The sequence below is a fragment of the Sporosarcina sp. BI001-red genome, from assembly GCF_003384035.1.
In the GTDB taxonomy this organism is placed as follows: domain Bacteria; phylum Bacillota; class Bacilli; order Bacillales_A; family Planococcaceae; genus Sporosarcina.
Genome location: NZ_QQAK01000016.1, coordinates 68,514 through 82,624 on the forward strand (window position 1 = coordinate 68,514; position 14,111 = coordinate 82,624).

At 41.4% G+C, this 14,111-nt stretch carries 12 protein-coding genes and 1 pseudogene; 9 read left to right on the plus strand and 4 right to left on the minus strand.

The window, feature by feature from the left end; genetic code table 11:
* Nucleotides 1-80: 80 nt before the first annotated feature.
* The 8 genes from DVB69_RS15805 (at nucleotide 81) to DVB69_RS15840 (ending at nucleotide 10,448) form a co-directional block, all read left to right on the plus strand.
* Entirely contained in the window at nucleotides 81-1,727 is a 1,647-nt protein-coding gene (locus DVB69_RS15805) for a serine hydrolase domain-containing protein (protein ID WP_116020083.1), read from the plus strand.
* A gap of 15 nt (nucleotides 1,728-1,742) precedes the next feature.
* The gene (locus DVB69_RS15810; RefSeq protein WP_116020084.1) at nucleotides 1,743-3,860 is read left to right on the plus strand and encodes a glycoside hydrolase family 3 protein; all 2,118 of its coding nucleotides are present in this window, start codon (nucleotides 1,743-1,745) and stop codon (nucleotides 3,858-3,860) included.
* Between the two features lie 15 nt (nucleotides 3,861-3,875).
* Nucleotides 3,876-5,135, plus strand: a complete 1,260-nt coding sequence (locus tag DVB69_RS15815; protein ID WP_116020197.1) for an exo-beta-N-acetylmuramidase NamZ family protein — start codon at nucleotides 3,876-3,878, stop codon at nucleotides 5,133-5,135.
* Nucleotides 5,136-5,349: 214 nt separating this feature from the next.
* Entirely contained in the window at nucleotides 5,350-6,987 is a 1,638-nt protein-coding gene (locus DVB69_RS15820; RefSeq protein WP_116020085.1) for an S-layer homology domain-containing protein, read from the plus strand.
* A 158-nt stretch (nucleotides 6,988-7,145) separates the two neighbouring features.
* Nucleotides 7,146-7,859, plus strand: coding sequence for a nicotinamide riboside transporter PnuC (pnuC, locus tag DVB69_RS15825; RefSeq protein ID WP_233505436.1), 714 nt, complete (start codon nucleotides 7,146-7,148; stop codon nucleotides 7,857-7,859).
* 37 nt (nucleotides 7,860-7,896) lie between these two features.
* On the plus strand, nucleotides 7,897-8,949 hold the full coding sequence (gene nadR, locus DVB69_RS15830; RefSeq protein WP_116020086.1) for a multifunctional transcriptional regulator/nicotinamide-nucleotide adenylyltransferase/ribosylnicotinamide kinase NadR: 1,053 nt from the start codon (nucleotides 7,897-7,899) through the stop codon (nucleotides 8,947-8,949).
* A gap of 135 nt (nucleotides 8,950-9,084) precedes the next feature.
* Entirely contained in the window at nucleotides 9,085-10,002 is a 918-nt protein-coding gene (locus DVB69_RS15835) for an NUDIX hydrolase (protein ID WP_116020087.1), read from the plus strand.
* Nucleotides 10,003-10,121: 119 nt separating this feature from the next.
* Nucleotides 10,122-10,448 (plus strand): monothiol bacilliredoxin BrxC family protein, encoded by a 327-nt coding sequence (locus DVB69_RS15840; RefSeq protein ID WP_116020088.1) that lies wholly within the window; start codon nucleotides 10,122-10,124, stop codon nucleotides 10,446-10,448.
* A gap of 66 nt (nucleotides 10,449-10,514) precedes the next feature.
* Here the strand turns inward: DVB69_RS15840 and DVB69_RS15845 are convergent, their stop codons facing one another.
* Both DVB69_RS15845 and DVB69_RS15850 read right to left on the minus strand, forming a co-directional pair.
* The gene (locus tag DVB69_RS15845; RefSeq protein WP_116020089.1) at nucleotides 10,515-10,778 is read right to left on the minus strand and encodes a hypothetical protein; all 264 of its coding nucleotides are present in this window, start codon (nucleotides 10,776-10,778) and stop codon (nucleotides 10,515-10,517) included.
* A 171-nt stretch (nucleotides 10,779-10,949) separates the two neighbouring features.
* The gene (locus DVB69_RS15850) at nucleotides 10,950-11,501 is read right to left on the minus strand and encodes a hypothetical protein (RefSeq protein ID WP_116020090.1); all 552 of its coding nucleotides are present in this window, start codon (nucleotides 11,499-11,501) and stop codon (nucleotides 10,950-10,952) included.
* Nucleotides 11,502-11,597: 96 nt separating this feature from the next.
* Between DVB69_RS15850 and DVB69_RS15855 the strand changes: the two genes are divergently transcribed.
* Complete coding sequence (locus DVB69_RS15855) at nucleotides 11,598-12,182, plus strand: TetR/AcrR family transcriptional regulator (protein ID WP_116020091.1); 585 nt, start codon at nucleotides 11,598-11,600, stop codon at nucleotides 12,180-12,182.
* Between the two features lie 388 nt (nucleotides 12,183-12,570).
* On the opposite strand, the pseudogene DVB69_RS15860 reads toward DVB69_RS15855, so the two are convergent.
* Both DVB69_RS15860 and DVB69_RS15865 read right to left on the minus strand, forming a co-directional pair.
* Nucleotides 12,571-13,164 (minus strand): annotated as a pseudogene (locus DVB69_RS15860) (hypothetical protein).
* Nucleotides 13,165-13,236: 72 nt separating this feature from the next.
* Nucleotides 13,237-14,106, minus strand: coding sequence for a LysR family transcriptional regulator (locus DVB69_RS15865; RefSeq protein WP_116020092.1), 870 nt, complete (start codon nucleotides 14,104-14,106; stop codon nucleotides 13,237-13,239).
* Nucleotides 14,107-14,111 lie beyond the last annotated feature (5 nt).

Genomic DNA, 14,111 nt, shown 5'->3' on the forward strand with positions numbered 1-14,111 from the left:
AGCCCTTAGGAAGCATAGCAATTTAAAACTATCTTCGATAAAGTGAAAGGGCTTACAACATTAGGGAGAGGATGAAGTAGATGGTGAAATCGAAAAAGAAGATCATAACTGCGTTACTCGTATGTACGATAGCAAGTGGACTTGTTTTTGCAGAAACGGCTGATGCTCATAGTTATTCGATTCCTAATAAGGCTTGGAATAACCCGGGCCATGGAGCACCTGTACTGCATCCGGGTTCAGTGAAAGGAGCAGGAATGAGAAAAGAGCCTTTACAGGAAATCGATGAAGTTCTTCGTAATGCGATTGAAGAAAAAACGACTCCAGGGGCTGTGGTTCTTGTTGCTCGTAGTGGACATATTGTGAAACAGCAAGCTTACGGAGATGCTGCTCGCTATGTGGATGATTCATTCACAGAAATGGAAACTCCGGTGGCTATGCAAAACGATACAATTTTCGATGTCGCTTCAATTAGTAAAATCTTCACCACGGTAGCAGCTATGAAATTGGTTGAAAAGGGAGCTATTCAACTTGACGCTCCTGTAGCGAAATACATTCCTGAATTCGCTGTAAATGGAAAAGAAGCGGTTACAATACGACAGTTAATGACACATACGTCAGGGTTCACCGCTTGGATTCCACTCCATTCACAAGGAGAAACGCGGGAAGACCGCTTACAACTTGTCTATGCTCAACCATTGGAAGCACAGCCAGGGAGCAGCTATACATATAGCGACCTGAACATGATTACGTTAGGAGCCGTTGTTGAAAAACTCTCCGGGAAACGCTTGGATCAATTTGTGAAAGACGAAATTACTCAACCGCTTGGTATGAAAGACACGATGTACAACCCTCCTGCTTCCCTTAAAAATCGAATCGTTGCGACAGAATTTCAGCCGGAGATCGGCAGAGGACTCGTTTGGGGAGAAGTTCATGACGAAAATGCTTGGTCACTGGACGGCGTTGCGGGTCACGCAGGGGTATTCTCAACAGCAAAAGACTTAGGGATATTCGCGCACATGATTTTGAACGAAGGACGGTATGGAGGAAAACGAATTCTAAAACCTAAAACGGTTCAACTGTTAAGTGAAAATCAGATACCAGAGTTTGCTGGTGATGACCACGGACTTGGCTGGGAATTGAACCAAGGCTGGTATATGGATGCACTTTCAGGACCTTCATCAGCAGGGCATATTGGATTTACAGGAACGAGTATCGTGATCAACAAGAAAAACCAAACGATTGCGATTCTGCTAACCAATCGTGTTCACCCTACAAGAAATACAATTTCCTTGAACGTTGTTCGAAGAGATTTCGTTCGTCGTGTGGCAGATGCCATACCAGCACCCATTCCTAAACGCACAGACGCTTGGTTTTCTGGATACGGAGACAAACTAAATCGTAATCTGCTCTTGGATGTGAGAAAAGAAGTCAAAGAATTATCCTTTAATACTTGGTATGAACTTGAAAAAGACTCTGACTTTGGAGTAGTCGAAGCATCTAAAGACGGTGTTGTTTGGAGTGAGATAGGAGCACGTCTTACAGGAACGAATACCAAGTGGAGCAATGTGAAGGTCGCTATCCCTAAGGGAACAAAGCATGTCCGCTTCCGCTATGAGACAGATGCTTCAGTTAATGGGCGGGGATGGTACGTAGGAGATATTAAACTGAACGGAAAAGTTGCCAATCCAATCTCAGATTCAACAGATTGGGAAAATCGTAATTACTAAAGGAGAGATGTGTTGATGAAAAAAATTCGCGTCTATTTTCTTGTGCCACTTTTGATAGGAATATTAGTGCTAACAACTGGTTTGTTTAGTCAGACAGCCGTGGCTTACTCACACAAATCACCTATTCAAGATCTTGTCCTATTACAAAACGTGCCTGAGTCGGAGAGTCAATTTGAAAATGGAACACTTCAGCTTAACGCTCTACATGTATATAAAGAAGGCCATTTTATGGAGGCTTCTAACAACTTGAAATGGAAATCGACCAATAAAAGAGTGGCGTCGGTTGACAAGAATGGTTTGGTTACGACAACAGGAAAACCTGGCATCGCAATTATTCAAGTGAGCGAGGGAAAACTAGTTGACCGTGTTGCAATACTCGGGAAACCAGATCGTTCATCCGGAAAATGGCATGGGAAACTGCCAGTTACGTTAGAGGTGAAGAAGATGAAAGGAAAACGATACGACCTCATAAAAAAAGCAATCAGCGACATGACGCTTGAAGAAAAAGTGGGACAAATGCTCATGCCTGATTTCAGGACGATGAATGGAAAAGATGTCACTGAACTAACTCCAGAAATTGAGCAACTTGTGAAAAAGTATCATTTAGGCGGAGTGATTTTGTTCAGAGAAAACGTAGTCACTACAGAACAAACAGCACGTTTAGTTTCAGATTACCAAAAGACGTCTGAAAAATATGGTCTTCTCATGTCGATTGACCAAGAAGGAGGAATTGTAACAAGACTTCAATCAGGAACAGATATGCCTGGCAATATGGCATTAGGCGCAACACGATCAGAAGAACTTGCAGGCAAAGTCGGAGAAGCGATTGGTGAGGAACTGAATTCTTTAGGAATCAATATGAACTTCGCACCCTCCTTTGACATTAATAATAACCCAGACAATCCTGTAATCGGTGTACGTTCGTTTAGTGAAGACCCGGAGCTAACGGCTCAATTAGGTGTTGCTTACACGAAGGGGCTTAAAGGAACAGGAACGTCAGGAACAGCAAAACACTTTCCTGGACACGGGGATACAGCAGTCGATTCGCATTTAGGTCTGCCTGAAGTTCCTTACGACAAAGAAAGGTTAAAGCAAGTGGAGTTGTATCCGTTCCAAAAAGCGATGGAAGCAGGAGTAGATGCTATTATGACAGCCCACGTGACGTTTCCTAAAATTGATGCAACCACGGTGATTTCCAAAAAAGATGGTACTGAAATCAATGTGCCTGCTACGTTGTCCTATAAAGTACTTACAGAGCTAATGCGTGAGGAAATGGGATACGACGGATTAATTACAACAGATGCATTAAACATGGGTGCGATTGCGGATCACTTTGGACCAGTGGATTCGGTTATCCGCGCTGTGCAAGCAGGGACAGATCTTGTTCTCATGCCAGTCGGATTGGAAAGTGTCGCAACGGGTCTCGTGGAAGCAGTGCGCAGTGGCGAGATATCGGAGTCACGAATTGAAAGTTCAGTTGAAAGAATATTGTCCTTAAAGCTGAAGCGAGGAATCATGAAAGAGGAAAATCCGACACCAATCAATGAAGTAATTTCAACTGCTGTGAAAACGGTAGGATCAGCTCCACATAAACAAATTGAGCAAGAGGTAGCTGAGAAGTCGGTGACGCTAGTGAAAAATAACGATGTGTTGCCGTTGAAGGTGAATGTATCAGAGAAAATCGCAGTAGTCGGCAGTTCCTATATCGATGAACTGTATCAAGCCGTGAAAAGTAAACATGAAAACACAGTGTTGGTGAAAACAGAAGAACCACTCTCTGCTGAACAGCTGTCACAAGTGTCAGATGCATCTGCGATCATTGTCGGAACGACTACTTCCACTGTAGCTAGCAGAGCACCTTCAAACCCTCAGATGAAGATGGTAAATGAGTTATTGACTCAAACACAAGCACCTGTCATTGCGGTAGGAGTCCGAAATCCGTATGACATTATGGCTTATCCGAATGTAGATGGATACTTGGCTCAATATGGATTTAGGACAGCCAGCTTTAAAGCAACTGCATCTATATTATTTGGAGATGTACAACCTACAGGCAAACTTCCTGTGACGATACCAAATCCAGCGGGAGGAACGTTGTATTCATTTGGACACGGTCTAACCTACAAAGAATAAAGGAGCGGTCAGATGATGAAAAAGTGGATAATGGTAGTGGTCACAGCGTTGCTCGTCATGACGACATTTACTGCGGCGTTTGCCGATAACACGTACACCAATGGGAAGAAGAAATCCAACGGGAATGCGAAGGGAAATAACAAATTTGCATTAGGTGTAGAGATGCTTATGAAAAACGAGAAGAAGTTGTTGAAAGGTAAACGGGTTGGTTTAATCACCAATCCAACTGGGGTTGATCAAAACCTTAATAGTGTCGTCGATCTCTTGAATAACGATCCTGAGATTCAATTAGAAGCACTTTACGGTCCAGAGCATGGTGTTCGGGGGGATGCACAGGCTGGACAATATGTAGACTATTACGTTGATGAAGTTACAGGATTGCCGGTTTATAGTTTGTACGGAAAAACTAGAAAACCGACCCCAGAAATGCTAGAGAATATTGATGTTCTAGTATTTGATATTCAAGACGTCGGGACTCGCTTCTATACGTACATTTACACGATGGCTCTAGCTATGGAAGCAGCGCAGGAGAAAGGAATCCCGTTCGTTGTATTGGATCGACCAAATCCTTTAGGCGGAAAGAAAGTTGAAGGACCAGTTCTTGATCCTAAGTTTGCTTCATTTGTCGGTCAATACGCGATTCCGTTGCGCCACGGGATGACGGTAGGAGAACTAGCGAAGTTATTTAACAAAGAATTTGACATAGGTGCAGATTTAACGGTAGTCAAAATGAAAGGCTGGAAACGAAATTCATATTTCGATGAAACAGGACTTCAGTTTGTGATGCCTTCTCCTAACATGCCAACATTGGAAACTGCACTCGCATATCCAGGTGCAGCACTTATCGAAGGGACGAACGTTTCAGAAGGACGCGGTACGACAAAACCATTTGAGCTAATTGGTGCTCCATTCATTAGTAGTCCAGAACTAGTAACTCGTTTAAACCAACTAGATCTTCCAGGAGTGACATTCAGAGCTGCTTCCTTTATACCAACGTTTTCAAAGCATAGTGGTGAACTGTCTCATGGTGTTCAAATCCATATAACCGATCGGACTAAGTATGAGCCAGTTGAAACAGGTCTTCATATTGTGAAAACGATGAAAGATCTTTATCCCGAACAAGTTCAACTCACTCCGTTTTTTGATAATCTAATCGGTAACGGTTGGATTCGTCCAGGAATTGAAAACGGGATGACGGTAGAAGAGATGAAATCTCGCTGGAAGAAAGAGTTAAAAGGATTTGAGAAAGTACGCAAGAAGTATTTGATGTACTGACTATAGATCGAGTTTCACTACTTGTCCCTTTTATTCGTATCCTAATTCGCTTTAGAAGGTAATCAATAATTCATGAGCAAATCACTATTATAAGTTTAAAACTTTAGCGTAAACCATTAACATTCCTCAGTAGTAAGTCTATCCAACGACTCATATAATTGTAAGTGTACGATTTTTGTACACAACGGAACCAATTATACTAGGGGGTTTGTGGATGATTCGATTTATGGTGAAATTTCGTTTTGTTTTTGTACTTGCATTAATTCTTCAATTGGTCGCATTGCCGTTGCAGTCCCGCGCAGCAGAAACTGATGCGAATGGGCCAACATGGGTGACGCCAGTTAACTATTTAGCGTTAGGGGATTCATTGGCATTTGGTATTAGTTCTGATGGGTTACCTGGAAAAGGATACCCTGATTTTTTAGCTGAATCCTTACAAGAAATGGAGAAACTATCTTCTTCGAATAAAGGATTTGCTTACCCAGGCTATACAGCTCCAGATGTGTTACAAGACTTGAGAGACAATGTGACAAAACCAGTTGTAGGAATTGGGCAAGAAGGTAAGAAGTTTGAACTGCATCAAGCAATTCAACAAGCAAACCTAATTACAATTAGCGTCGGTGCAAACGATATGCTTAAGCATATCAAAATCGATCCTGCTACAGGTGCTCCACAATTCGATATGGCACAGATTACAGATGCAATTCAACAAGTCGGAATGGAATATAATCAGATCTTAAAAGCAATTTATGAGATTAACCCGAACGTTCAAGTGTACGTCATGGGATACTATAATCCATTCCCAACGCTTGCAGCGGACTATCAGCCGCAACTTGCACAGTTGTTAGCAGGTTTGAATGGCTCAATCCAAGCAGGCATGCAAGGAACCCCTGCAGTATTCGTCCCAACAAGTGAGCAAATTGCTAAGGATTTCAAAACGTATTTACCGAATCCAGCGAATATCCACTTAAGCGAAGCCGGTTACAAAGTAGTTGCGGATGAGTTTGGCAAGCAACTGGAAGCATCTTATTCTTGGGTGCCTAAGGATGCGTTAACTGCAAAACTTAAAGGGGATGACACTGCAACTCTTACATGGAAGCCAGCGGTGGATACAAAAAAGATCATGGGCTATGGCATTTATATGAATGAAGAACTCATAGGTCAAGTTGGCGCGGATGTTCTCACATATGATGTACCGAATCTGAAAGCGAACACAGATTATCAGTTTAAAGTGGTAGCTGTAAACGAAGATGAGGTTGCATCTACTGAAAATCCAAAAGCAAAGGTTACAACGAAAGCAACACCAACGCCAATCGTATTTAAAGATATTCAAAATCACTGGGCAAAGTCCTATATTGAAAAAGCAGTGGATGCAGGTATCGTCTCGGGGTATTCAGATGGTACATTCAAACCGGATCAGACGTTAACACGCGTCCAAGCCACTTCAATTATTGTCCGGACACTTGGTCTAAAACCAACAAAGCCGGCACCATTTAAAGATATTAGTCATTTCTCAGAACAGATTCAATCTGAAGTTGCGGCAGCGTCTCAATATGGAATTGTGTACGGCGTCAATGGAGAGTTGAAACCAAATGATCCTGTCACTCGTGCACAACTCGCAGCGATGTTGAATAGAACGTATACGCTCGTGAATGGGAAACCATACGTTGCAAAAGCACCAGCGCCATACAAAGACATTTCTGGCTATGGAACAGAAGCTCAAAATTCGATTGCGATGTTACACGAATTCGGAGTGGTGAATGGATCGAACGGGAAATTCCTACCTGAAGATGGAACAACACGTGGTCAAGCAGCAAAAATACTTGTGAATTATGCGAAGTACCTTCAGTAAAGTGGAACCCCATCTACTGTGTCCTCAACGTGCGGTCAAAACCGTCTCGTTGGGGGCATTTTTTTGTGGAAAAGAGTTGTTGACAATACATAGATACAATCATATACTAAGTTTAATAGTTAGTAACATAAAGAAACTAAGTGGAAGGAGTGAGGAAGATGATTGAAAAGATGAAAGGACATTTGGAAGAGTGGTCGATTTTTGAGAAGGTGTGGATTTCGTTATTCACAGTAATTACGGTGTACCTCTATTTTGCATTTCAAGATACCCTTCTAGGGTTGATCAGTTCGATAGCCGGTATGCTGTGCGTAGTATTAGTAGCTAAAGGAAAGGTTTCAAACTATCTATTCGGTATCGTGCAGACGGTCACATATGGTTACATTGCTTTCGGATACGGTTTATATGGTGAAGCTATGTTGAACTGGTTATTTTACTTCCCAACGCAATTTATCGGAATCTGGATGTGGATGAACCACTTCAAGAAAAAAGAAGATTCAGAGCAAGGGGAAAACGTATACGTGAAGCGGCTGACACGAAAGGGTTGGATACTCGTTGCCGGCTCCTTCGTGATCGGGGCATTGGTATATGCAGAACTATTGACGGTGTTATCTGCACAGCAAGTACGAATCGATAGTATGGCAGTAGTCCTTTCGGTAATTGCACAAATTTTAATGGTTCAAAGATATGCAGAACAATGGGTGATCTGGATTTTAGTAAATATCTTGACCATCACTCTATGGATTATCACATTGGTACAGACTGGAGGAAACGATTGGAACATGGTCATTATGTGGACGGCGTTCCTAGTGAATTCAATCTACGGTTATGTGAACTGGGTCAAATTATCGAACGTACAAAAAGCAGAAGGTTGAAGAACAAACAATTAAATCAAGAAGGGAGAAGAGGAATATGGGAGAACTTAAAATGGAAGAGATGAAGGTGGGACACTACGGAGGGAAATTCATTCCCTTTCATAAAGGTCATTTGTATGCGATTACTAAAGCGGCAGCTCAAGTAGATCAGTTATTTGTAGTGGTGAGTTATGACGAGGATCGGGATCGGAAGTTGTGTAAGGACGCAGGATTGAATTATATCGACTTCAAACAGCGGCAGCAGTGGATTATGACTGCAACGAAAAATATGCCGAATGTGACAGTGTTGTCAGTGGAAGACCCGGCATGGGAGACTGAAGAGCATATGTGGCTGGAAGGCGGGCGGAGAATGATTGAAGCAATCCCAGCACAAATCACTCATATCTTTAGTTCAGAAAGCGCATACGATCATTGGTTTAGACTGATTTATGGAGAAGATATTCAACATGTCGTCATTGACGAAGCTCGCAAAATCTTCCCAATCAGTGCAACGAAGATCCGAAACGAAGGGGTGTTTGCAAATTGGGATATGATTCCGGACGTAGCGAAGCCGTATTACACTAAAAAAATTGCGATTGTGGGAGTTGAATCATGCGGAAAGTCCACGTTAACACGGAACTTAGCTCAACTATTTGGCACTGAATATGTAGAAGAATACGGACGTACTGTCAGTGAAGAAATCGGAGACGGAAGCTCATTGCTGACGAGTGAGCACTATAAAGAAATCGTGTTCGGTCATAAGCATATAGAGTTTCAAAAGATCAAAAAAGCAAACAAGCTATTGTTCATCGACAGCGAAGCGGTAGTGTCCCAGTATTACGCTAACATGTATCTTGGTCAGGAGCTGGATTTTATAGAAGGGGCCATCCAGTCTCAAAATTATGACTTGTATTTATTCATTGAACCCGATGTATTGTGGGTGGCAGACGGATATCGAACGTTCAATGATCCAGAGGTGCGCAAAAAAACAAATCGGGTTTTGAAGAAAATGTTTGACCAGAGGGGAATTCAATACGTCTCGATTAGCGGTACCTATGAAGAGCGGCTAGACAGGTCGATTGAACAAATCACAAAACTTATGACGAACTAATCAAAGAAGGGTGCAAGGTGACCCTTCTTTTTTTGTGTATGAAGAAGACTCGAATACGGAGCGACTGGACTTGTCATATGGAATGGATAGTATTAGAATGCGACTAAGTCATGTATTTGAAAGGGGAAGAAGGCAATGGAAGAGCAGTACTTGCAGAACCTCAGTGAAACGGAGTTTATCGAGCATTATCAAAAAACGGAAAAGGATAAGTATGAGAAACCATCTATCACGACGGACATGGTGATCTTCACTATGGATACAGAAAAGGTTTTGGACAATAGGAAAAAAGCCGGGAAGGAACTTCAGTTACTACTGATCCAGCGCGGAGGTCATCCGTATAAAGGAGAATGGGCATTAGCTGGCGGTTTCATGGGAATTGACGAAGACGTCGATACCGCTGTCCAGAGAGAATTGAAAGAAGAAACTGGAGTCGATGGGATTTACGCGGAGCAATTGTATACGTGGAGTGCTGTGGACCGGGACCCTCGTATGAGAATTGTCAGTGTCAGTTACTTGGCGCTAATCGACCAAGGAAAGTTACCACCGCTGCAAGCTGGGGACGATGCGGACGATGTAAAGTGGTTCTCTGTAAAAGAGACGGTTGTAGAATCCCGGGATGAAGAGATCGGAAGTACAATCAGTCGAACCGAAGAAGTTAAATTAGAGCTGACATCTGGAGAAATCACCATATCGGCAACGCTAGAAAGAGTTACAGTGACAGAAGGGACAAACACTAAAACGACAGTGAAAATAACTGAGCAGCAAGGAATTGCTTTTGATCATGCGGAAATTATACTATATTCACTCGATCGATTACGCGGGAAAGTAAATTATACGAATATCGCATTCAATTTAGTGGGCGAAGAGTTTACGTTGCCCGACTTGCAACAAGTCTATGAAGTGATTTTAGGGAAAAAACTAAACAAAGTTCAGTTCCGTCGTCATGTGGAAGATATGGTATTGGATACAGGAAAAGAAATCAGAACAGGGGCATACCGACCATCAAAATTATATAGATATAATGCGGCATGGATTCATGACCAATGGAAATAAGAGAGTTGACATAGTATGCTACCCAAAATAATTTCTATTGTTACTAAAGTTAGTACTGGCATCTAAAGTCTGCTTAACCAACGTTTGGGCGGTTGAATTGAAAGTGAGGAGAATGCATCGTGAATCGATTGAAAACAATAGAGGAGTGGAAAACACTATTGGAGAATTCGGACGAACAGCCGTTTCTTCTATTTAAAGTGAGTATGACGAGTTTAAGCAGTGTAACCGCCAAAAAGGAAATGGAATCTCTCGTGACGGATCTTCCAAGGTATGTGGTGATTTCACAGCTAGATAGGAAAGTATCAAATGCGGTGGCATTAGACACAGGCGTTACTCACGAAACACCACAACTGCTGATCATCAAAGGAAAAAAAGCTATTTGGCAAGCGACCCGTTATCAAATCAAGCAGTCAGTTGTGTTGGATGCAATTGCAAGTTATGTATAACGAAGTCTTCAAATAGATAGGAGTGAGCCGGTAAAGTCATCAGTAGATGACCTTTTGGATCACTCCTTATTTTTTATTGAATCCATTGTAAAACGCATCGTCTTTTTTCTTTTCGATATACGTCCAAATTACGTAAATAACTACTGTGAACCCGAGTATGAGCAGTGAGGCATTAAATACGAAGTCAAAATCCACGTCTTTTACCGTTCTTTTTGCAACGCCAGCTTGGTGTAAGACCTCGTAACTAATTTTTTGATAGTCCATGAATATAAACGACAGAAGGATTCCTAGTAGACTCCCACCGAGTAACGAAAGCATGAACTTTTTCATAGCAACACCACCTCCTGCTACTAGTATATCTTATTTTATTTATATTGTGTGAAGATTTAGAGTCCTCTATTCGGATAAAATGTGTGGAAGTTTTGACTGTGCTTGAGGATTATTGGTACTAATAAGGAACAGCCTTTATTGGTTAGCTACAAAAGGCTGCTCATTCTTCGATCAAGACTTACTAGCTGTGCGTTTAGGACGAGGCCATATGAAATAACTTGCTGAAATGAGAAGGTCAACACCTAAGATGATTGTCCAAAGACGCAATGTGTTATCGAATTCAAGAGTCCGCTCTGGGGAATCGATGTACCATTTTACAAAAAATATCATCGGGACCCCAATAGCGAATGCGACGACATGCCGTAGTGAGCCTTTCATAGAGTGGATGGCATGTGGATAGCCTGTTCTTCGTATTGGTTTCGGTCCTTGTTTCGTCACATAATATTGAAATCGTTCGTCTGCCCATTGGATCATACTTTTACCGAATGCCAGTGAAATACCAATGTAAAGTGGAGCGATGGAGTGTGCGACGGTGGCTGTCGCTCCATGGTAGAGATCGATTGCCGTGACCGCTAACAAAATCACGTCAATCAAAGGAATGAGAGCAAGGATAAATAGTCCGAGTGTCTTTCTTTTGAATATATAGCGCGTCACGAGTCCTACTAATATGGCTGCCCAAAAACTAATTTCACATGCAATGATGATATATGCAACAAAATTCATGAAGAACCTCCTAATTAGCACGGTTGTATTAAAACGAAGTATACAGGATGATTCTTTTTAGTACAACTGTTTTATTTACCTATGTTAAAATAAGATATGCCTAAAATTGTGAATCATGACGAACGAAAAAATACAATCGCTGAAGCAATGTGGCGAGTCATTTTGGATAAAGGGATGGAAGGGGCAACGGTACGAAATATAGCGGAAGAAGCAGGTCTTTCACTAGGAGCGCTTCGTTATTATTTTAAAACCCAAGATGACTTGCTAGTATATGCGATGGATTTAGTTCAAGAACGTGCAACGAAACGAATAGAAGCTGTATTGCAACAACCGCTTTCTCCAAAAGAGTTAGTCGTAGCAGTAATTCTTGAGATTGTACCAGTCAATGCGAATACAAAAATCGAGATGGAGGTATGGTTTGCATTCATCGCTTATGTTAAACATCGAAGCGATACCCTTGACGTTCCTGACGATCAAATCTTAGAGATGACGCAACGATTACTCACATTTCTTCAAGAGCAAGGGTTACTGAAATCTACGTGTCAGCTGGAGATGGAAATTGAACGATTATATGGGCTGATCGACGGTCTCGCCATACATGCAATCTTGAATCCTGAGCGACTTGACCCAGAACATGTACAAAAGACAATCATCTATCATATCGATTCAATTTGCTGTTAAGTAACCCGGTTCAAAAGTTTCCTAGAAAAATGAAATTACAAATAGAAAATAATTCAAAGACGAGTACTTTGGTGCTGTGTACATTTTAGAGGCCTTTCGTTATGATTCCTAAGGAGTAAGAATCTGTAACTAAAAAGAGTGTTGAGTAAAATGAAAAAAGTAACCGTCCATTTTCTGATGGACGGTTACTTTTTTAGGTTTAGTGAGTTCTTTCAGAAACGTGCTGAGTAGCAGTGGTGTTCGATTTTTTCTTTTGCACCGCCATCAATCACGAAATAGCTGTACAAACAAAAGCGATAATGTCGATTGTCAAACCGACAATCAAGAAAAGAGAATTAAATTAGAATTCAAAGTCCATATCGTTCACAGTCCATTTGGCGATACCTGCTTAGTCGAGGATGGAATAACTTGATTTGTCATAATCCATAAAGGTAAAGAAAGAATGATTCCGATCACACCACCGCCAAATGAAATAACTTGCTGAAATAATGATGTCGATTATAAGAATAAGTGACCAGAGATTTAAGGTGTTTTCGAACTATGCCGTGCGGTGAGGGACTCCGATGTACCATTTTGTAAAAAGTATCATAGGTGCTCCAATTACGAATGCTGGGACATGTCGTAGTGAACCTTTCATGGAATGGATGGCATTAGCATAACCAGTTCTTCGTATCGGTTTAGGTCCTTGTTTTGTGACGTAATATTGGAAGCGTTCGTCTGCCCATTAGATTATACTTTTACCGAATGCGAGTGAAATACCAATATAAATTGGAGCAATCGAATGGGCAACGGTTGCAGTTGCGCCTCGATTCAAGTCGAAGGCTGTGACGATGTGCAGGATAAGATCGATTAAAGGAATCGAAGCGAGTATAAAAAGACCAAGCTTCTTCCGATTGAATACATATCGCGTGACGAGCCCTAGTCCAATGACTACCCAAAATTTAGTTTCGCAAGCAATAAGAATTGCTGTAAACAGGTTCATTGATATAACTCTCTTCTGTAAAGATACTATACGTTCTGAATTTCAATAGTCTACTAATAGACTCAGAAATCTCTAACTAAACATATCCATGAACTTCTTAAGTGCAAACGAATGATACGCATCTTTTTTTGTTATGATTCCGAGTCTCCAGAGTAACGGTGGTGCTTTCAGTGGAATCATAACAATTTGTTCGTTATTTTGTTTGTCAAAAATAGATTTAGGAAGTAGGGCAATGCCGAGTTTAGATGCGACCAATTCGATGATTAAGTCCCATTGTGAACTTTCATAGGAAATTGTCGGGTTAAAACCGGCTTCTTTACAGGCACTAATGATGTAATTGTGAAGAGCAAAACCCTTAGAAAAAAGGATGAACTTTTCATCTTTTAAGTCATGTAGAGATAGATCTTTTTGTTTTGCGAGTTCATGATCTTGGTGCACAAATACGAAGAACTCGTCTGATATAAATGAGTGAACATTAAAGAGTGTATCGTCTGTTGGCAATACAATAACACCCACGTCAATTTCTCCACTTTCTACGAGGTCTTCTACAACTTTCGCACCTAGTTCGTAGAGTTCAATTTCAACATTAGGGGATTGGGTATGAAGGTCACGAGCAATCTGTGGGAAGAACAATGTCCCTATTAACGGAGGCATTCCGATCTTTATGACACCTGCAGCTGCGTCCTTCAATTCGTCTAATAAGATAGGAAGTTCTTGCAATGCCGAAAGTGCTTTTTTCCCTTGTTTATAAACAATTTCCCCTGCATCTGTTAAATACACGTGGCGATTTGAACGACGAAATAGAACTACGCCTAATTCTACTTCTAGTTTTTTAACCGCTTTACTTAACGATGGTTGAGAATGGTAGGATTGCTCAGCTGCTTTCGTAAAGCTTTTATAGTCAGCTACTTCTATAAAGGACTTAATATCTCTGTATTCCATAATCT